The following is a 19,133-nucleotide window of genomic DNA, read 5'->3' as shown; positions in this document are numbered from 1 at the left end:
GCACGCTGTGCCATACTGGCCGAGGCACTCTCCTGCTCCGTACCGGGCGGGGGAACCTCCCGGCGTCGTGACGTCGAGCACCGGCCACGCGGAACTCACCGCGACCGCAGTGCTCCCCGCGATCGGCATCGCAGCGCTCCCGCGTGGAGCTGCGCGACGGCGAGGGCCAGAGACTTCCGTCCCCAGGGACGATGACCAGACGGGGCCAGGGTGCGCTGGCCCTCCAGAAGGAGACGGCCGCATGGCTGACAGCACCCAGAATCCCGAGAACGACGCGTCGAACGACGGAGCACCCCCGGCGCGGCGACGCCGCCGCGCGGGAGCCCCGGCCGGCGCCCCCGCCGTGACCCCGGAGCCCGCTGCGGCGCCGGAGGACGCCGCGCCGCGCACCGTCGTCGCCCCCCAGTCCGAGGAGCCGCTCGAGCCCGCGCCCGCCGCGCCGACGCGCCGTCGCCGCCGGGCCGGGGCGCCGGCGGGAGCGCCGACCTTCCAAGCGCCGACGGCGCAGCCGACGCCGGAGCCCGAGGTCGACGAGGAGCAGGAGCAGGCGCAGGAGGCCGGGGCGAATCCCGTCCTGGACGATCTGAAGGCCCTCGCCTCCGCGACCGGGACCGCGACCGAGACGTCCTCCGCCGCCGAGCCCGAGGGCGACGAGGACCGGGCGCGCCGCCGCGAGCAGGTCCAGATGGACTTCGCCTCCCTCCTCTTCCAGGCGCCGACCCCGCAGCCCCGCACCACCGTCGCCCCGCAGGACGAGGACGACGAGGACTCCCGCGACGAGGCGGAGGCCGAGGAGACCCGCGACGAGGACGCCCAGCCCTCGCGCCGCAGCCGGTCCCGCAGCCGCTCCCGCCGCTCCTCCTCCCGCGAGCAGGACGCGCCGCAGGACGAGGACACGGACCAGGACGACTCCGAGGACACCGACTCCGAGGGCGAGGACGACAGCGCCGACGGCTCCGCCGAGAGCGGCTCGGGCTCCTCGCGCCGGCGCCGGCGTCGCGGGGGCCGCGGCCGTCGCGGCCGCGGACGCGGGGAGGACGACTCCCCGAGCGGCGACCGCAGCGCCGAGGACAGCGCGCAGGAGGACTCCTCCGAGGACGAGGAGACCGAGGACGGCTCGGGCGAGGAGGGCTCCGGCTCCTCCTCGGGCGGCTCGAGCTCCAGCTCGCGCCGTCGCCGCCGTCGCCGCCGCTCGGGAAGCAGCGGGGACGACGGCTCCTCCCCGGACGATCCGCCGAACACCGTGGTCAAGGTGCGCGAGGCGCGCGACGAGGTCAAGGCCGTCAAGGGCTCGACCCGGCTCGAGGCCAAGCGCCAGCGCCGCCGCGAGGGCCGTGACGCCGGCCGTCGCCGCAGCGTCATCACCGAGGCCGAGTTCCTCGCCCGCCGCGAGTCCGTCAAGCGCTCGATGGTGGTGCGCGAGCGCCAGGGCAGCACCCAGATCGCGGTGCTCGAGGACGACGTGCTCGTCGAGCACTACGTCGCCCAGAAGTCGCAGACCTCGATGGTCGGCAACGTGTACGTCGGCAAGGTCCAGAACGTGCTGCCCTCCATGGAGGCCGCCTTCGTGGACATCGGCAAGGGCCGCAACGCCGTGCTCTACGCCGGCGAGGTCAACTGGGACGCGGTGGGCCTCGAGGGCCAGCCGCGCCGCATCGAGCTCGCGCTGAAGAGCGGCGACCCCGTGCTGGTCCAGGTCACCAAGGACCCGATCGGCCACAAGGGCGCGCGGCTGACCAGCCAGATCTCCCTGCCCGGCCGCTATGTCGTGTTCGTGCCCGGCGGGTCCATGACCGGCATCTCCCGGAAGCTGCCCGACACCGAGCGCAACCGGCTGAAGAAGATCATGCGGCAGATCATCCCCGAGGACGCGGGCGTGATCGTGCGCACCGCCGCCGAGGGCGCGAGCGAGGAGGAGCTCACCCGCGACGTCGAGCGCCTCACCGCCCAGTGGGAGAAGATCCAGAAGTCCCAGAAGTCGCGGTCCGCGCCCGTGGCCCTCTCGCAGGAGCCCGACATCGCCATCAAGGTGGTGCGCGACGTCTTCAACGAGGACTTCACCTCCCTGGTCGTCGAGGGCGGCAAGGTCTACGACGACGTCCACTCCTACGTCTCCGAAGTCGCCCCCGACCTGCTCGAGCGCGTCACCCGCCATGTCGGCGAGAAGGACGTCTTCGCCAAGCACCGCATCGACGAGCAGCTGCTGAAGGCGATGGACCGCAAGGTGTACCTGCCCTCCGGCGGCTCCCTCGTCATCGACCGCACCGAGGCGATGACCGTCGTCGACGTGAACACCGGCAAGTTCACCGGCTCCGGCGGCTCCCTCGAGGAGACCGTCACCAAGAACAACCTCGAGGCGGCCGAGGAGATCGTGCGCCAGCTGCGGCTGCGCGACATCGGCGGCATCATCGTCATCGACTTCATCGACATGGTCCTCGAGGCCAACCGCGACCTCGTGCTGCGCCGCCTCGTGGAGTGCCTGGGCCGGGACCGCACCAAGCACCAGGTCGCCGAGGTGACCTCGCTGGGCCTGGTGCAGATGACCCGCAAGCGCGTGGGCCAGGGCCTGGTGGAGACCTTCTCCACCACCTGCGAGCACTGCCACGGCCGCGGCATGACGGTCGACATGGACGCCGACGGCGGCCACAGCCACCCCCAGGGCGGCGGCAGCGGCGGAGGCGGCGAGGACGGCTCCAAGGGCTCCTCGCGCCGGCGCGGCCGGCGCGGCCGCGGCGGGGCGAAGGACGAGGACGAGCACGGCGGCGACGCCGGCGGCTCCGAGGAGTCCGGCGACGTCCACCGCCTCGCCGACGACGAGGACAGCCGTGCGCTGACCCGCGCGACGATCGCCTCGATCGCCGCCGCCTCGGGCAGCCACAGCCAGCCCGAGGTCGTCGTCGACGGCCAGGTGGTCGATCCCGACGGGGACCAGTGACCTGTTCCACACGGTGTGACGGCGTTCTCGCTGGTCGGGGCGTGTCCCATGGTTGACCGGCTGTTCACGGGATCGTAAGCTGTCCCCTGGCGCAAACGCGTCGCAGTCGTCGTCCGGTGGACATCGCGCGACCGCATCTCCCGCCCGGCTCCCCGGCCGGGAACGGTTGACGGTCGCAGGTCCGCGGTGGTCACCCGAGTGGGCGCTCGACTCGAAGACTAGATCCGAATCACAAGATGGAGACGTGACGTGGTGTACGCAATCGTCCGCGCAGGCGGTCGTCAGGAGAAGGTGTCGGTCGGTGACACCATCGTGATCAACCGCGTGGCAGGCGAGGCGGGCGACAGCATCGATCTCGCTCCCGTGCTGCTGGTCGACGGTGACAAGGTCACCTCCGCCCAGGCCGAGCTCGCGAAGGTCAAGATCACCGCCGAGAAGGTCGAGGACCTCCGCGGCGAGAAGATCCGCATCCTCCGCTACAAGAACAAGACCGGTTACAAGAAGCGCCAGGGCCACCGCCAGGAGCTCACCCGGCTGAAGATCACGGGCATCGCCTGAGCGATCCCTCGACCAGACAAAGGATTGATCCCAGATGGCATCTAAGAAGGGCGTCAGCTCCTCCAAGAACGGCCGTGACTCCAACGCCCAGCGCCTCGGCGTGAAGCGCTTCGGCGGCCAGGTCGTCGGCGCCGGCGAGATCCTCGTCCGCCAGCGCGGCACCAAGATCCACCCCGGCGACGGCGTGGGCCGCGGCAACGACGACACCCTGTTCGCGCTCACCGCGGGCACCGTCGAGTTCGGCCGCAAGCGCGACCGTCGCGTGGTCAGCGTCGTCGAGACCGTCTGACACGCCGCCCCGGACCCGGGGCACCCAGCGTCCTTCGAGGGGCGGAGCCGATCGCTCCGCCCCTCGTCGCTTATCCACCCCCACGGCACCCTCGACCCTCGGAGAGCACCCATGGCTACATTCGTCGACCGCGTCCGACTGCAGGTCGTCGGAGGATCCGGCGGGCACGGCGCCGCCTCCATCCGGCGCGAGAAGTTCAAGCCCCTCGCGGGCCCCGACGGCGCCGACGGCGGCCGCGGCGGCGACGTGATCCTCGAGGTCGACGCCTCGACCACGACGCTGCTGGAGTACCACCACAAGCCGCACCAGCGCGCGACCGGCGGCGGCTTCGGCAAGGGCGACCTGCGCCACGGCGCGAACGGCGAGGACCTCGTGCTGCCCGTGCCCGACGGCACAGTGGTCACCGAGGAGGACGGCACCGTGATCGCCGACCTCGTGGGCATCGGCACCCGCTACGTCGCCGCGCGCGGCGGCAACGGCGGCCTCGGCAACGCGGCCCTCGCCTCGAAGCAGCGCAAGGCCCCCGGCTTCGCGCTGCTCGGCGAGCCGGGCCAGGAGCGCACCCTCGTGCTCGAGCTGAAGACCGTCGCGGACGTGGCGCTGGTGGGCTACCCCAGCGCCGGCAAGTCCTCGCTCATCGCGGCGATGAGCGCCGCCCGCCCGAAGATCGCCGACTACCCGTTCACGACCCTGGTGCCGAACCTCGGCGTGGTCGAGGCGGGAGAGCACCGGTACACGATCGCCGACGTGCCGGGGCTGATCCCCGGCGCCAGCCAGGGCAAGGGCCTCGGGCTGGACTTCCTGCGCCACATCGAGCGCTGCCACGTGCTGGTGCACGTGCTGGACGCCGCCGCGCTCGAGTCCGACCGCGACCCCGTCAGCGACCTCGAGATCATCGAGTCCGAGCTCGCCGCCTATGCCGCGAGCCTGGACGAGGAGGCGGAGACCCGCGTGCCGCTCATGGAGCGGCCCGCCGTGGTCGTGCTGAACAAGACCGACCTGCCCGACGGCGCCGACATGGCCGACCTCGTCCGCGAGCGGCTGGGGGAGCGGGAGATGCCGATCCTCGACGTCTCCGCGGTCTCCCGCAAGGGGCTGCGGGAGCTGTCCTTCCTGCTCGGCGAGCTCGTCGAGCAGGCGCGCGCCGCCCTGCCCGCTCCTGAGCCGGCGCCGGTCGTCCTCACCCCGCGCGGCGCGGATCGGGCCTCCTTCGAGGTCGTCACGGAGCAGTACGACGGCGGCACCGCCTTCCGCGTCCGCGGCGACAAGCCCGAGCGCTGGGTGCGCCAGACCGACTTCACCAACGACGAGGCCGTCGGCTTCCTCGCCGACCGCCTCGCGAAGCTCGGCGTCGAGGACGGACTGTTCTCCGCCGGGGCCGTCGCCGGCTCCACCGTGCTCATCGGCCCCGGGGACGACGCGGTCGTCTTCGACTGGGAGCCGACGATGGTGGGCGGCGCCGAGATGCTCGGCCGCCGCGGCACCGACGACCGGCTCGAGGACCACCACCGCCCCACCCGCGAGCAGAAGCGCGAGGAGCAGAAGGCCCGCACCGCCGCCCGCATGGACCGTCTCGCCTCGATGGAGGCGGAGCGGAGGTCCGGCCACTGGGCCGATCCCTCGAGCGACGGGGACGGTCGCCGGTGAGCGTGGCGGAGCTGCGTCAGCCCGCCCGTCTCACCGCCCGTGAGGAGCTCGTCGGCGCCCGCCGCATCGTCGTGAAGATCGGCTCCTCGAGCCTGACCGACGCACGGGGGAGGCTGGACCAGTCCCGCCTCGACGGCGTCGCGGAGGTCGCCGCGACGCTCGCGGCGCGCGGCACGGAGCTGGTGATCGTCTCCTCCGGGGCGATCGCGGCCGCGCTCGGCCCGCTGGGACTGCCGGAGCGGCCCACCTCGGTGCCGCTGCAGCAGGCCGCCGCGAGCGTGGGCCAGGCCCTGCTCGCCACCGCCTGGTCCCGCGCCTTCGCCGTGCACGAGCGGACCACCGGGCAGGTCCTGCTCACCGAGTCCGACGTGATCCGCCCCCAGACCTATCGCAACGTGCGCAGCGCCCTGGAGGCCCTGCTCGAGCTCGGCACCGTGCCGGTGGTCAACGAGAACGACACCACCGCCACCCACGAGATCCGCTTCGGGGACAACGACCGCCTCGCGGCGCTCGTCGCGCAGCTGCTCGGCGCCGACGCGCTGATCCTGCTCACCGACGTCGACGCCCTCTACACCGCCCCGCCCCGCGAACCCGGTGCGGAGCGGATCGGCGTGGTCGAGGACGTGGCGCGCCTGGCCGGGGTGAGCATCGGCTCGGTCGGCTCGAAGGTCGGCACCGGCGGCATGGTCACGAAGCTGTCGGCCGCCCAGCTCGCCTCCACCACCGGCACCGCGGCGCTGATGACCTCCGCGGAGCGCTTCGCCGAGGCGGTGGAGGGCCGGGACGTCGGCACCTTCTTCCGCGCACATCACGGCCGTCGCCGCTCGCGCCTGGTGTGGCTGCGCTTCGCGACCCGGGGCGCGGGGACGCTGCACCTGGACGAGGGCGCGGCCGGCGCCGTGCGCTCGCGCCGTCGCTCGCTGCTCGCCGTCGGCGTCACCCGGGTGGAGGGGACCTTCCCCGCGGGGGTGCCCGTGGACGTCGCCGCCCCGGACGGCACCGTGATCGGCCGCGGCCTGACCTCCTTCAGCTCCGACGAGCTGCGGGCCATGGCGGGGCGCGGCACCGACGAGGCGCGGGAGCTGCTGGGGGAGCGGTACCGCCGCCCCGCGATCCACCGCGATCAGCTGGTGGTGCTCTGAAGGACGCGGGACCGCGTCTCCCGGCCGGAGCGGATCCGCTCGATCAGCCAGCTCAGCACGAGTGCGAGCGCGATGCCGAGCACCACGCCCAGCAGCGGCCGCTCGCGGAACAGCAGCCCGCCGGCCATCCCGATCCCGACGTTGTACAGCGCCCAGGCGGTCGCGGCCAGCAGGGCGAAGCCCGCGAAGAGGGGCCGCGGGTAGCGGATCATGCCCGAGGCGATCGAGGTGGCGGTGCGCCCGCCGGGGATGAACCGGGCGGTGACGATGAGGGCGCCGCCGCGCGTGTTCAGGCCGTTCTCCGCCCAGGTCAGGAGCTTGTCGCCGGCACGTCGCGCGCGGAGCAGTCTGGTCACCGGCCCGGCGCCGCGGCCCACGTGATGGGCGATCAGGTCACCGCTCAGCGCCGCGGCCATCGTCACCGGGATCAGCACCAGCGCGTGCGGCGACTCCTGCGCGACCGCATAGGCGCCGGCGGTGATCACCACCGTCTCCCCGGGGAAGACCGGGAAGACCGAGTCCGCCGCGACGACCGCGAAGAGCAGGACGTACAGCCACGGCGAGGCCATGACCACCTCGACCAGGTGGAGTACGGCGTCCATGCAGGCGATCACCTCGGGGCTCGGGAGAGGGGCTGACCGACCCAGGCTAGGGTCCCCTGCCGCATGTTCCCTGGGCGGACGCCCCGGGCTCCCTGGACGTCCCGCTCGTAGACTCGGGCCATGGACGATCAGCTGCTTTCCGTCGAGTCGGCCGTCCGCGGCGCCGTCCGCGCCGCGAAGGACGCCCAGCCCGTGCTCGCCCGCCTCCGCCGCGCCGAGAAGGACGCGTTGCTGCACGCCATGGCCGAGGCGCTCGTCGCCCGCGCCGACGAGATCGTCGCCGCCAACGCCCAGGACCTCGCCGCCGCCGACGAGTCCGGCATGGCCGCCGGTCTGCGCGACCGGCTCGCCCTGGACCCGCAGCGGATCGCGTCGATCGCGCAGCAGCTGCGCGACGCCGCCGCGCTGCCCGACCCCGTCGGCGAGGTGGTGCGAGGCTCTGTGCTCGCCAACGGCCTCGAGCTGCGCCAGGTGCGGGTGCCGATGTGCGTGATCGGGATGGTCTACGAGGCGCGCCCGAACGTGACGGTCGACGCCGCCGGCCTCGCGCTGAAGGCCGGCAGCGCCGTCGTGCTGCGCGGCGGCTCCGCGGCCCTGCACTCCAACACCGCGCTGATCGCGGTGCTGCGGGACGTGCTCGCCGAGCGCGGGCTGCCGGAGGATCTCGTCGTCGGGATCGATGCGCACGGCCGCGAGGGCGCCGACGTGCTCATGCGTGCCCGCGGGCTGGTCGACGTGCTGATCCCGCGCGGCGGCGCTGGCCTGATCCGCCGCGTGGTCGAGAACGCCCAGGTGCCCGTCATCGAGACCGGCACCGGCACCACCCACGTGCTGGTGGACGCGAGCGCCGACCTCGACCAGGCCGAGCAGATCGTGCTCAACGCCAAGACCCAGCGGGTCGGGGTGTGCAACGCGCTGGAGACGCTGCTGGTCCACCAGGACGTCGCCGCCGAGGCGCTGCCGCGGCTCGGCACCGCTCTGGCGGAGGCCGGCGTGCGCCTGCACGTGGACGAGCGGGCGGCCGCGCTGCTGCCGGCGGGCGTCGAGCATGTCCCCGCGACGGAGGAGGACTGGGACGTGGAGTATCTCGCCCTCGAGCTCGCCGTCGCCGTCGTCGACGACCTCGACGCGGCGCTCGCGCACATCCGGGTCCACTCCTCGGGCCACACCGAGTCGATCCTCACCCGCGACCTCGTCTCCCAGCAGCGCTTCCTCGCCGAGGTCGACTCCGCCGTGGTCATGGCCAACGCCTCCACCCGCTTCTCCGACGGCGGAGAGTTCGGATTCGGCGCCGAGATCGGGATCTCCACCCAGAAGCTCCACGCCCGCGGCCCGATGGGGCTGAGCGAGATCTCCGCCACGAAGTGGCTCGTGGTCGGTCAGGGCCACGTGCGCCCGTGACCCCACTCCCACCCGGCGGGTTCCGGCCGGCACCCCGCCCGCGTTGTGGGATGATGGGCCGGTCACTCGAGGAAAGGCCTTCTAGAACATGATCGACCAGCTCATGATCCTCGCCGAGTCCGGCGCCGGCGCGAGCGAGGGCATCCCCGCACCCTTCATCGGGATCGGTGCGTTCGCGATCCTGATGACCATGCTGGCCATCACCTGGCTCACCGGAGGTGCGCACCACCGCAGCCTCGACAAGAAGCACGACGCGGACACCGACTCCGACACCGACCGCTGAGACCGGTGGAGCTGCAGCGACGACGGATCGGCGTGATGGGCGGGACCTTCGATCCCATCCATCACGGCCACCTCGTCGCCGCCAGCGAGGTGCAGAGCGTCTTCGCGCTCGACGAGGTCGTGTTCGTGCCCACGGGCCGGCCCTGGCAGAAGGCGTCGCAGGAGATCTCCGACCCGGAGCACCGTTACCTGATGACCGTCGTCGCGACCGCCGCGAACCCGGTCTTCACCGTCTCGCGCGTGGACGTCGACCGTCCCGGCGCGACCTACACGATCGACACGCTGCGCGAGCTGCACGCCGAGGACCCCGACGCGGACCTCTTCTTCATCACCGGCGCGGACGCGCTCCAGAACATCCTGACCTGGAAGGACACCGAGGAGATCTTCCAGCTCGCGCACTTCGTCGGCGTCACCCGGCCGGGGCACGAGCTGGACACCTCGGGACTGCCGGACGACGGCGTCACCCTGATCGAGGTGCCCGCCATGGCGATCAGCTCGACCGACTGCCGCACCCGCGTCGCCGCCGGCGCCCCCGTCTGGTACCTGGTGCCTGACGGGGTCGTGCAATACATCAACAAGTACGCGCTCTACACAGGAGGTGACGGCCGATGACCGAGCCGGAGACCACCCCGCGGCGCGGCCGCCGCGCCCGCGCGCTGAGCCCCGAGGAGCTCACCGGCGCCGAGCCGAGCCCCGAGGCCCCGGGACGCCGCGGTGCCGTGCCCCCGCCCGACGCCGACGCGCCCGTGCCCGCCCTGCGCAAGTTCGGTCGCCGCGCCCGCATCATCGAGCTCAGCGACCAGCCCGCCCCGGAGCCCGTCGGCGCCCCCGCGCCCCGCGCCGCGGAGGCGGAGATCGTCCGCGACAGCGACGGCGTCGAGCTCGGCGAGCTCTCCGTCACCGACGCGCCCGATCCGCGCCCCGCACCGCGCTTCGACGGCAAGGTGCTCCACCGGCCCGAGAGCGCGGGCGGCCGCCGCCTGCTGTGGCTGGTGTGGGTGCTGATCGCGCTCGCGCTGACCGCGCTGGTCGCCCTGCTGCTGACCGGCGTGCTCTCGCCCTCGGAGGCCTCGGCCTCCGCCACCGCCCTGCTCGACACGACTCCCGCCCACCTCGTCCTGGAGGACCCCGCAGCGTGACCGCTCCCGAAGAATCCCTCGACCTCGCCCGGGTGGCCGGCCAGGCCGCCGCCGACAAGCTCGCCGAGGAGGTCATCGGCCTGGACGTCTCGGAGCTGGTGGTCATCACCGACGTCTTCCTGGTGTGCAGCGGGGACTCCGAGCGCCAGGTCTCCGCGATCGTCGACGGCGTGGAGGAGGCGCTGCTGACCCAGCGGCGACGCAAGCCGCTGCGCCGCGAAGGCGAGCGCGACGCGCGCTGGGTGCTGCTGGACTACGGCGACATCGTCGTGCACGTCCAGCACGCCGAGGACCGCGCCTTCTACGCTCTCGAGCGGCTGTGGCGAGACGCGCCCGTGCTCGACCTGCGGATCGACGAGGGCCGCCCCGAGTGAGGCCCGCCCATCGCACCCGGCTCGTCCTCGTGCGTCACGGCCAGACCGAGCACAACAGGGAGGGCCGCCTGCAGGGGCAGGTCGACATCCCCCTGAACGAGAACGGTCGGCACCAGGCCGAGACGCTCGCCCGCACCGTCGCCGCCTCCCCGCCCGACGTCATCGTCTCCTCGCCGCTGTCGCGCGCCCGCGACACCGCCGGGGCGATGGCGCGCGCCTGCGGGCTCCAGGTCACCACCGATGAGGCCTTCCTCGAGCGCAGCTTCGGGCGGTGGGAGGGTCTGCGCGGGGAGGACATCCGCAGCCGCTGGCCCTCCGAGCACGCCGACTGGCGCGCCCATCGGCCGATCACGGGCCTCGACATCGAGGACCGCCCCGAGGTGGGCGAGCGCGTCGCCGCCGGCTGCCGCCGCCTGCTGGAGGAGAACCCCGAGAAGACCGTCATGGTCGTCGCCCACGGCGCGGCGATCACGCTCGGGATCACCGCCCTGCTGGGTCTGGACATGCGCGGATTCCGCGGCATCGCCGGGCTCGAGAACTGCCACCGCTCGGTGCTCGAGCCGCTCCATGCGGAGCCGACGGAGGGCCTGATGAGGTTGCTGTCACACAACCTGCCTCCCGATTTCACCTGAGCGGGGAAGCGGGGTAGTCTCGACGAGTCGCCTGACGGGGCGGCACCCGATACGGGGCTATGGCGCAGTTGGTAGCGCGCTTCCATGGCATGGAAGAGGTCAGGGGTTCGAATCCCCTTAGCTCCACTCGAGAATCTCGTGAGACAGTGACTCGTCAGAAGGGCCCCGGCAGAGCCGGGGCCCTTCTGCTGTGTCGGGAGGTTCAGCGCACCGGCTGGCGCAGGATCGTGCGCAGGCGCTCGGGCGGCGCGATGCGTGCGCTCGAGCGCGGGCCCTGCTGGTTATGGGGACCGGGACCAAAGGGGGTTTCCTCTGCACCCGCATCCGCTGTCTGCCGGCGACCGGGGCCGGGGAGCGCGTCGGAGATCTGCACACTCAGGATCTGGATCCGTTCAACCTCGCCGTGCGGGAGCTGCTGGACGCGCTCTGAGCTTCCCCTCCTCGACGATCAGGCCGTGCAGCTCCGCCAGCTCCGGCACGGTGAAGGCCGCCTCCTCGAGCGCCGGGACGAGCGCACGGGCGAAGGCCCGGTAGGTGCCCGGGACCTCGGCGCCGCGCTCGCGCAGGGCCCGCCGCGCGTACTCGTCGCAGAGGAAGGCGGGCCGGGCGAAGCAGTACAGCGAGATCGCATCGGCCGTCTCCTCGCCGACGCCCTCGACGGAGAGGAGCTCTCGGCGGAGGGCGGTGTCGTCCAGCTCGTCGGCGGCCGCGGCACGGCCGGCCCACCACGCCGCGAGCGCCTGCACGCGCCGCGGCTTCGTGCGCGGGAAGCCGGCCGGGCGGACCAGCTCCCGCACGTGCTCCTCGTCGGCCGACGCGAGCCGGGCGGGCTCGCGCAGTCCGGCGGCGGTGAGTGCGGCGAGGGCCTGCGCCGCCTGCTCCCACCGGGAGCGCTGGACCAGCACCGCGCCGAGCGCGATCTCGAAGGGCTCCTCGCCGGGCCACCACCAGCCCTGCGGGCCGTGCCGGTCGAGCAGCTCGCGGTGCAGGGCGCGCAGGTCGATCATGCGAGGTAGGTTGTCACGTCCTCAGGGGCGACCGCGAGATGCACCACCGTGCCGGGGGCGAGATGCCGGGCGGCGGCGTCCTGCGGGGACAGGTCCGCGGCGAGATCCTCGGTGCGCACCCGGACCAGGTCGCCGTGCGGGGTCAGGGAGCGGACGGTGCGGGGGAGCCCCTGCTCGGCGAGGCGCACCGCGGCGGGGCGGAAGGCGGCGAGCACCGCGGTGCCGGGGACGAGGGGGCTCTTCGCCGAGAGGCGGCCGCCGCCCTCGAGCTCGATCCGGTGCCCGTCCCATCGGCCCGCGACGAGGTTCAGCCCCGCCAGCCGTGCCGCGAAGCCCGAGCGCGGTCGGGCGAGGACCTCGGTCGTCGGCCCCGCGTCGACCTGCCGGCCCTGCTCGAGCACCACGACGCGTTCGGCGAGCGAGAGCGCGTCCAGGACGTCGTGGGTGACGACGATCGCCGTGCGGCCTGCGAGGAATCCGCGCAGCTGCTCGCGCAGCGCGGGCGCGACGTCGACGTCCAGCGCAGCCATCGGCTCGTCCAGCAGCAGCAGCCGGGGATCCGCCGCGAGCGCCCTCGCGATCGCGACCCGCTGCGCCTGTCCGCCGGAGAGCTGGGCGGGGCGGCGGGCGGCGAGTTCGGCGAGACCCATCTGCTCGAGATGCACCTCGGCCCGTCGACGCGCCTCCCGGCGCGGGACGCCCTGGGCCCGCAGCGGGAACATCACGTTGCCGAGCACGGTGAGGTGCGGGAAGAGCACCGGGTCCTGGCTCAGGGTGGTGACGCGGCGGTCGTGCGGCGGCACCCAGGTCCGCCCGTCGACCAGGATCCGTCCGTCGAGGGAGACCGAGCCGGAGCTGGGGCGCAGGTCCCCGGAGATCAGCGACAGCGCGGTCGACTTCCCGGCGCCGTTCGGGCCGACGACCGCGAGGGTCTCGCCGTGTCCGACCTCGAGGTCGAGCTCGACGTCGCGCTCGGCGACGGCGGCGCGCAGCACCAGGCTCATGCGCTCCGCCTCCGGTGCGCCAGGGCGATCACCGCGATCGCGACGAGCATCAGCACGAAGGAGAGCGCCACCGCGGCCTCCGGATCGCTCTCGCGCTGCAGGTAGATCTCCAGCGGCAGGGTGCGGGTGGTGCCCTGCAGGGAGCCGGCGAAGGTGATCGTCGCGCCGAACTCGCCGAGCGCACGGGCGAAGGAGAGCACGGTGCCGGAGAGCAGAGCGGGCAGCACCAGCGGCAGCGTGACGTGGGTGAGGACGCGGGAGGGGCACGCCCCGAGGGAGGCGGCGGCCCGCTCGTAGCGGGTGCCGGCCGTGCGCAGCGCCCCCTCCAGGCTGAGCACCAGGAAGGGCAGGGCCACGAAGGTCTGCGCGAGCACCACCGCGGTGGTCGAGAAGGCGATCTGCACCCCGAGCAGCTCCAGATGCCGACCCAGCAGGCCCTGCCGCCCGAAGGTGTACAGCAGCGCGATGCCCCCGACCACCGGCGGCAGGACCAGCGGGATCAGCACCAGCGAGCGCACCAGCGACATGCCGCGGCCGTCCGTGCGGGCGAGCAGCAGCGCCATCGGCACGCCCAGCAGCACGCAGAGCGCGGCGCTGGTCAGCGAGGTCTGCAGGCTCAGCCGCAGCGCCGCGAGCGAGGACTCCGAGGTGATCAGGTCCCAGAAGTCGCTCCACTCGACCCGCAGCGCCATCGCCACGAGCGGCAGGACGACCAGCAGCGCGCCGAGCCCGGCGGGCAGCAGGATCCAGCGGGGGAGGGTCCTCATGCGCCGCGGAAGCCGTATCCGGCGAGGACCTTCTGGCCCTCCTCGCCGGTGACGAGGTCGACGAACTCCTGGCCCAGCTGCGGGTTCGCCGAGCCGTCGACGGTGGTGATGGGGTAGGTGTTCACGGCCTCCTGCGCCTCGGGGAAGTCGATCCCCTCGACGGCATCGCCGGCCTTCTCCACATCGGTGACGTAGACCAGGCCCGCATCGGCCTCGCCGCTGGTGACCTTGTTCAGCACGTCCGTGACGGACTGCTCCTCGCTGACGGGGGCGAACTCGAGTCCCGCCGCCTCCTCCACCGTCTCGGTCGCCGCGCCGCAGGGCACCTCCGGCGCGCAGACGACGAGATTCAGCTCGCCAGTGAGGGAGGCGAGGTCCGTGACGCCCGCGGGGTTCCCGGCCGGCACCGCGATCCTCAGCGTGTTCGTGGTGAAGGCGACGGGATCCGCCTCCTCGAGGCCGGCGTCGGTGAGCTTGTCCATGTTCTTCGTGTCCGCGGAGGCGAAGACGTCGGCCGGGGCGCCCTGCTGGATCTGCTCGACCAGCGTGGAGGAGCCGGCGAAGCTGAACTCGACCGTGACGCCCTCGTGCTCGGACTCGAACTGCTCGCCGAGCTCCTCGAAGGGCTCCTGCAGGGAGGCGGCGGCGAAGACGCGGAGGGTGACCGGTGCGGCGGCCGGGTCCTCGGCGGAGCCGCCGGAGCCGCACGCGGCGGCGGTCAGCGCGATCGCCGCGGCGGCGGCCGCGGAGCGGAGCAGGGTCTTCATGACGGCTCCGCCTCGATCACGACCTGCGTGGCCTTCACGACGGCGCTGGCGACCCTGCCGGCCTCCAGCCCGAGCTCCCGGGCGGCCTCGCTGCTCATCAGCGAGACGACGCGGAAAGGACCGCACTGCAGCTCGACCTGCGCCATCACGGTGTCCGTCACGACCCGGGTGACCAGCCCCGTGAAGCGGTTCCGGGCGGAGGAGGCGGTCGTGCCGTGCAGCTCGGGCGTCACCGCCAGCTCCCGGGCGAGGCGCGCGACCTCGACCCCCTCGAGCACCTTCCGGCCGCTCGCGTCGTGGGTCGCCTCGAGGGTCCCCTTCTCGATCCACCGTCGCACGGTGTCCTCACTCACCCCGAGGAAGGTGGCGGCATCACGAACCCGCATCTGCGTCATGAGGACCACCATAGCGGCGCAGATGCGGGTTCATGGGGCGGAAGTCCTCAGGCGACGAGCAGCACCCCGCCGAGCGCGACCGAGGCGACGAGCGCGGTCGAGAGCGCGGCGAGGAGGAAGGGGCGCGGTCCCACCTGCTTCAGCAGCGAGATCCTCACCCCGGTGCCGAGCGCGAACATCGCCGCGGCGAGCAGGAGGGTCTGCAGCAGCGACCCGGCCTCGAGCACCGGCTCCGGGAGCGGCACGAAGGAGCGCACGAGCACCATGGCGAGGAAGCCGACCACGAACAGCTGCACCAGCGGCGGCTGCTTCCCGTCCTTCGCGCCGTGCCGGCGCTGCTGCATCGACATCACCGCCATCACCGGCGCGAGCATCAGCACGCGGGCGAGCTTCACGATCACGGCGACGGTGAGCGCCGCGCCCCCGCCGATCGCGCCGCCCGCGGCGACGACCTGGGCGACCTCGTGGATGGAGGCGCCCGCCCAGAGACCGGCGGTCTCGCCGTGCAGGCCCATCAGCGCGGCGGCCGCGGGCACCAGCACGATCATCAGCGAACCGCACAGCACCACCAGCGCCACGGCCGTGACCGTGTCCTCCTCGCGCTCGTCGTCCGGATCCGTGACGCCCGCGGCCGCCGCGACCGCCGCCGCGCCGCAGATCGAGAACCCGCAGGCGATCAGCACGGTGAGGTGACGGCCGACGCCGACGAGCCGGCCCAGCAGCACGGTCCCGAGGATGCCGACCCCCACCACCGCGACCACGACCAGCAGCATCCCGATGCCGAGGGAGGCCAGGTCGCCGAGTGCGACCTGGAGTCCCAGCAGCACGATCCCGGCGCGCAGCAGCTTCTTCGAGGCGATCGCGAGACCCGGCGCCGCGGCCCGGGGGAGCGGGACGACGTTCGCGAGCACCACGCCGACGACGATCGCGAGGACCAGGGCGCTGATCCCCGGCAGCAGCGGTGCGACGAGCATCGAGACGACCGCGACGCCGAGGGCGAGCGCGAGGCCCGGCAGGATCGAGGGGGCCGGGGACGCCGAGGGCGTCGGCGTCGAGGGGGCGGCGCCGGAGGAGAGGGCGTGCGAGGGGGTGGAGGGCATGACGTCCACGGTTCCATCGCCTCTGACCTGCCGGTAGTCGGCAGTTCACGAGCAGGGCATATATTTCTGATATGCCAGCCTCTCTGCCGAACCTGTCGGCCCTCGCCCTGTTCGTGGCCGTGGTGGACGAGGGCGGGCTCGGCGCCGGCGCCCGGCGCGCCGGGATCCATCAGCCCAATGCGAGCCGGATGATCGCCCAGCTCGAGGCGCAGGCGGGCACCGCCCTGCTCGAGCGGGACCCGCGAGGCTCCCGCCCCACCTCCGCCGGGCTGCTGTACGCGGCGCAGGCACGGCAGCTGCTGGAGGCGGCCGAGCAGTTCTCCGACTGGCTGCGGCACAGCCGCGAGGAGGGCGTGCACGAGCTGCGCGTGGGGGTGTCGATGACGATCGCGGAGCACCTGATGCCCGCCTGGCTGGCCGAGCTGCGCCGCCGCAGCCCGCGCACCCGGGTGGACCTCGAGGTGCTCAACTCCACCCAGGTCCTCGCCGGGGTGCACGACGGGCACCTGCGGCTCGGCTTCGTCGAGACGCCCCGCCTCCCGCGGGACGTGCACGCGCTGACGCTGCGCGAGGACGAGCTCGTGGTGGTCGTCGCCCCGGAGCATCCCTGGGCGCTGCGCGAGGGGCCGCTCGAGCTCGACGAGCTCGCCTCGACCCCGCTCGTGGTGCGCGAGGGAGGGTCCGGCACGCGCGACGCCTTCGAGGAGCTCGTCCCCGCGGCGGGCGGTACCCCGCCCGTCCAGGAGCTCGGCAGCAACGCCGCCGTCCGCATCGCCGTCGCCTCCGGCGCAGGGCCCGCGGTGCTCAGCATGCTCGCCGTCCGCTCCGGGCTCGAGAGCGGGCAGCTGCTGCGGGTGCCGCTGGCGGGCTCGCGTCTGCGCCGCCCGCTGACCGCGGTGTGGAACGGGCCCCGCCGGCTCAGCGGCCCGGCAGCGGATCTCGTCGCCGTCGCGACAGCAGCCACGCCGCCGCCCCGGTGATCGCGCCGAGCAGCGCGCCCGCCGCCCGGCCCGAGGACGCGGCCGGGGTACGTTCGGAGGCGACATCGAGAGCAGGAAGGGTGCGACATGCCGATCCTCACCAACACCGCGGAGCAGCCCGAGCAGCCGCGCCGCGGCGCCGTCTGGTCCATCGCCGTGCCCGAGCGCGAGCTGGACTCCAACCTGATCCGACTGCCCGCCGGGGAGGAGATCCCCGCCCACATCGGCGCCGAGGTGGACACGCTCGTGCACGTGGTGCACGGCGAGGGCGTGCTCACGACGGAGGACGGCGAGGAGCCGCTGCGCGCCGGGGACGTCGCGCTGCTGCCCCGCCGCACGGTGCGCGGGTTCCGGGCGGGGGAGGACGGACTGGAGTACCTCACCGTGCACCGGCGCCGCCGGTCGCTGACGATCCAGGGGCCGCGAGACTGAGCGCGGTGCAGCGGTCACCCGCGTCCGGACGTGGCGCCGCAGGTCAGAAGGGTGGCGGATCCTCGTAGGGAGAACTGCCGGGCTCCTCATCTCGCGCAGCCGGCTCGCCCTGGGCGGGAGGCCCCTTCGGGATCGGCGATCTCGGCGGTGAGGTCGGCGGTGGTATCGGAGGCGGCGGCGCGGTGCGGCGGTCGACGAAGGCCCGCCAGGCACGTTCGAGGTCCTCGACCGCGAGTCGTGTGCCGAGGTCGATGTCGTCGGCCGCGATCACCTGCTCGCCGCGGGTACCGATCCGCCAGCGGGTGCGTCCCGGGCCGCGCCCCGCACCGGGCTCCGGCCCGCTGGCCGGGACGGGGAGCCTGGTCGGGTCGAGATCGCCGGCGGTCTTCGCCTGATGGTGCTGCCAGCACAGCAGGTGGAGGTTCTCGAGCTCGGTGCGACCACCTCGAGCGGGGTCGGCGTGGACGAACTCCTCGATGTGATCGGCCTCGGAGGCCCAGGAGACCGGTCGCGTGCAGCCGGGGACCGCACAGGTCGAGCTGCGCAGGCGGAGGTGCTCGAGCATGGCCTGCGTCGGCGGATAGCGGTCCGGGGGCAGCGGCAGGAAGGCTCCCGTGCACGCATCGGTGAGGATCCGGTACCAGACGCTCTCGCCGCCCGCGATCTCCCGCGCGACCGCAGGAGGGAGCGGGATCGTGCCCTCGAGCATGCCAGGAGCGTCGGAGAGGCCCAGCAGGGTGAACACCGGCACGGTGACGTTCAGGCGGAAGCGCGGCGCGGGCACCCTCACGCCGTCGGTGTCGAACTCGGCGTTCAGCATCAGGTCGTAGCGGAGCCGGTCGAGCGGCACGGGGCGCTGGGTCGCGCTCGCGATGCCGTCGAGGTCATAGGGGATCTCGGTCCCCTCCCGCAGGGCGTGACGCTGTGCGGCCTGGACCGCGTGCGCGGTCTCGTCCAGGCGCTTCCAGAACGCGAGGACCTCGGGGATCGGGCCGCGCAGCGATGCCGCTCCGGTCCCGGCGCGCCCGTCAGGGGTGAGCTCGACTTCCCGCGGCAGAGCCTCCTCCGGCGCTGAAGGCTCCTTCTCCCGCTCGGCGAGCAGCCTCACCAGGGCGCGCAGCAGAGTGAGGAAGCGCTCGACGGGGATGTCGGCGGGCCAGGCGGTGAGCGCCGCGTCCAGCAGCCTCCGGGACTCGTCGCCGAGATCCTCCGACTCGCGCAGCACCTTCTGGAACCACCAGCTGGGCAGCGCACCCGCCTCCAGGCGTGCGAGCGTGCGCGGCAGCTGGTCCACCGCGCGGTGCGCCGCCAGGAGCTCCCGGTGCGCGACGCCGTGCGTCACCCGCAGCGCCATCGCGGCGCGGAGGGTGTCCACGTCGTCCGCGCAGTCTCCACCCTCGGACTCGATCAGCGCGGCGAGGGCGCGGAGGCGCGCGGCCAGGGCGCGGGCGCTCGCCGTCTCGGCGTCCCAGACCCGCTGGGCCGCCTCGCCGAGCCGCATGTCCTCCTCGCAGCCCGAGCGTGCGGGGAGGTCCTCCCGCGTGCGCGCCGCGCGGGCCTGGACCACGCGCAGACGGGAGGGGATGGAGTCGAGGAAGGCGAGGGCGGCCGGGTCGAGGGCGGTGCCGTCGATGTCGTCGTCGCCGGCGCTCGCCGGTGTGCTCGTCGCGGTGCTCATGT

The 19,133-nt window shown here is 73.6% G+C and carries 21 protein-coding genes and 1 tRNA gene; 14 read left to right on the top strand and 8 right to left on the bottom strand.

The window, feature by feature from the left end; genetic code table 11:
• Positions 1-241: 241 nt before the first annotated feature.
• The 5 genes from Y09_RS05655 (at position 242) to proB (ending at position 6,571) form a co-directional block, all read left to right on the top strand.
• Positions 242-2,935 carry an Rne/Rng family ribonuclease gene (locus Y09_RS05655; RefSeq protein ID WP_053916723.1) on the top strand — a complete coding sequence of 898 codons (2,694 nt, stop codon included), beginning with the start codon at positions 242-244 and terminating at the stop codon, positions 2,933-2,935.
• Between the two features lie 249 nt (positions 2,936-3,184).
• Complete coding sequence (gene rplU, locus Y09_RS05650; protein ID WP_053916721.1) at positions 3,185-3,493, top strand: 50S ribosomal protein L21; 309 nt, start codon at positions 3,185-3,187, stop codon at positions 3,491-3,493.
• Positions 3,494-3,527: 34 nt separating this feature from the next.
• A complete protein-coding gene (gene rpmA, locus Y09_RS05645; protein ID WP_010551799.1) occupies positions 3,528-3,782 on the top strand; it encodes a 50S ribosomal protein L27 in 255 nt (84 codons plus the stop codon).
• 111 nt (positions 3,783-3,893) lie between these two features.
• Entirely contained in the window at positions 3,894-5,429 is a 1,536-nt protein-coding gene (gene obgE / locus Y09_RS05640) for a GTPase ObgE (RefSeq protein WP_053916719.1), read from the top strand.
• Entirely contained in the window at positions 5,426-6,571 is a 1,146-nt protein-coding gene (gene proB, locus Y09_RS05635; protein ID WP_053916717.1) for a glutamate 5-kinase, read from the top strand. The genes obgE and proB overlap by 4 nt, the downstream gene beginning before the upstream one ends.
• Here the strand turns inward: proB and Y09_RS05630 are convergent.
• The gene (locus Y09_RS05630) at positions 6,553-7,173 is read right to left on the bottom strand and encodes a DedA family protein (RefSeq protein ID WP_053916715.1); all 621 of its coding nucleotides are present in this window, start codon (positions 7,171-7,173) and stop codon (positions 6,553-6,555) included. The genes proB and Y09_RS05630 overlap by 19 nt on opposite strands.
• Positions 7,174-7,293: 120 nt before the next feature.
• Between Y09_RS05630 and Y09_RS05625 the strand changes: the two genes are divergently transcribed.
• The 7 genes from Y09_RS05625 to Y09_RS05595 all read left to right on the top strand — a co-directional run bounded on the left by Y09_RS05625 (position 7,294) and on the right by Y09_RS05595 (position 11,127).
• Positions 7,294-8,574, top strand: coding sequence for a glutamate-5-semialdehyde dehydrogenase (locus Y09_RS05625; RefSeq protein ID WP_053916713.1), 1,281 nt, complete (start codon positions 7,294-7,296; stop codon positions 8,572-8,574).
• A gap of 88 nt (positions 8,575-8,662) precedes the next feature.
• Complete coding sequence (locus Y09_RS05620; protein WP_010551794.1) at positions 8,663-8,857, top strand: hypothetical protein; 195 nt, start codon at positions 8,663-8,665, stop codon at positions 8,855-8,857.
• Positions 8,858-8,892: 35 nt separating this feature from the next.
• Entirely contained in the window at positions 8,893-9,468 is a 576-nt protein-coding gene (nadD, locus tag Y09_RS05615) for a nicotinate-nucleotide adenylyltransferase (protein ID WP_053916882.1), read from the top strand.
• Positions 9,465-9,995: a hypothetical protein gene (locus tag Y09_RS05610; RefSeq protein ID WP_053916712.1), complete on the top strand. Its 531-nt coding sequence runs from the start codon at positions 9,465-9,467 to the stop codon at positions 9,993-9,995. The genes nadD and Y09_RS05610 overlap by 4 nt, the downstream gene beginning before the upstream one ends.
• On the top strand, positions 9,992-10,369 hold the full coding sequence (gene rsfS / locus Y09_RS05605; protein ID WP_010551791.1) for a ribosome silencing factor: 378 nt from the start codon (positions 9,992-9,994) through the stop codon (positions 10,367-10,369). Before Y09_RS05610 ends, rsfS begins: the two co-directional genes overlap by 4 nt.
• Positions 10,366-11,001 carry a histidine phosphatase family protein gene (locus Y09_RS05600; protein WP_053916709.1) on the top strand — a complete coding sequence of 212 codons (636 nt, stop codon included), beginning with the start codon at positions 10,366-10,368 and terminating at the stop codon, positions 10,999-11,001. The genes rsfS and Y09_RS05600 overlap by 4 nt, the downstream gene beginning before the upstream one ends.
• A 53-nt stretch (positions 11,002-11,054) precedes the next feature.
• Positions 11,055-11,127, top strand: a tRNA-Ala gene (locus Y09_RS05595).
• A 266-nt stretch (positions 11,128-11,393) separates the two neighbouring features.
• Here the strand turns inward: Y09_RS05595 and Y09_RS05590 are convergent.
• Genes Y09_RS05590 through Y09_RS05565 form a run of 6 tightly spaced genes read right to left on the bottom strand, consistent with a single transcriptional unit; the run spans position 11,394 to position 16,050 of the window.
• Complete coding sequence (locus Y09_RS05590; RefSeq protein WP_053916707.1) at positions 11,394-12,008, bottom strand: endonuclease III; 615 nt, start codon at positions 12,006-12,008, stop codon at positions 11,394-11,396.
• Positions 12,005-13,012, bottom strand: coding sequence for a sulfate/molybdate ABC transporter ATP-binding protein (locus Y09_RS05585; RefSeq protein WP_053916705.1), 1,008 nt, complete (start codon positions 13,010-13,012; stop codon positions 12,005-12,007). Before Y09_RS05585 ends, Y09_RS05590 begins: the two co-directional genes overlap by 4 nt.
• Positions 13,009-13,779 (bottom strand): ABC transporter permease, encoded by a 771-nt coding sequence (locus Y09_RS05580; protein WP_053916703.1) that lies wholly within the window; start codon positions 13,777-13,779, stop codon positions 13,009-13,011. Before Y09_RS05580 ends, Y09_RS05585 begins: the two co-directional genes overlap by 4 nt.
• On the bottom strand, positions 13,776-14,546 hold the full coding sequence (gene modA / locus Y09_RS05575) for a molybdate ABC transporter substrate-binding protein (protein ID WP_053916701.1): 771 nt from the start codon (positions 14,544-14,546) through the stop codon (positions 13,776-13,778). Before modA ends, Y09_RS05580 begins: the two co-directional genes overlap by 4 nt.
• Positions 14,543-14,941: a molybdopterin-binding protein gene (locus Y09_RS05570; protein ID WP_053916880.1), complete on the bottom strand. Its 399-nt coding sequence runs from the start codon at positions 14,939-14,941 to the stop codon at positions 14,543-14,545. The genes modA and Y09_RS05570 overlap by 4 nt, the downstream gene beginning before the upstream one ends.
• A 47-nt stretch (positions 14,942-14,988) precedes the next feature.
• Complete coding sequence (locus Y09_RS05565; RefSeq protein WP_082358654.1) at positions 14,989-16,050, bottom strand: YeiH family protein; 1,062 nt, start codon at positions 16,048-16,050, stop codon at positions 14,989-14,991.
• A gap of 62 nt (positions 16,051-16,112) precedes the next feature.
• On the opposite strand from Y09_RS05565, the gene Y09_RS05560 reads away from it, so the two are divergent.
• Both Y09_RS05560 and Y09_RS05555 read left to right on the top strand, forming a co-directional pair.
• Complete coding sequence (locus Y09_RS05560; protein ID WP_053916697.1) at positions 16,113-17,021, top strand: LysR substrate-binding domain-containing protein; 909 nt, start codon at positions 16,113-16,115, stop codon at positions 17,019-17,021.
• A gap of 87 nt (positions 17,022-17,108) precedes the next feature.
• Entirely contained in the window at positions 17,109-17,453 is a 345-nt protein-coding gene (locus Y09_RS05555) for a cupin domain-containing protein (protein ID WP_053916695.1), read from the top strand.
• A gap of 43 nt (positions 17,454-17,496) precedes the next feature.
• Here the strand turns inward: Y09_RS05555 and Y09_RS05550 are convergent, their stop codons facing one another.
• Positions 17,497-19,131, bottom strand: a complete 1,635-nt coding sequence (locus Y09_RS05550; protein ID WP_053916693.1) for an HNH endonuclease signature motif containing protein — start codon at positions 19,129-19,131, stop codon at positions 17,497-17,499.
• Between the last annotated feature and the right edge of the window lie 2 nt (positions 19,132-19,133).

Source organism: Brachybacterium sp. SW0106-09, assembly GCF_001293905.1.
Classification (GTDB): Bacteria; Actinomycetota; Actinomycetes; order Actinomycetales; family Dermabacteraceae; genus Brachybacterium; species Brachybacterium conglomeratum.
This window is presented reverse-complemented; position numbering and strand designations above follow the sequence as displayed.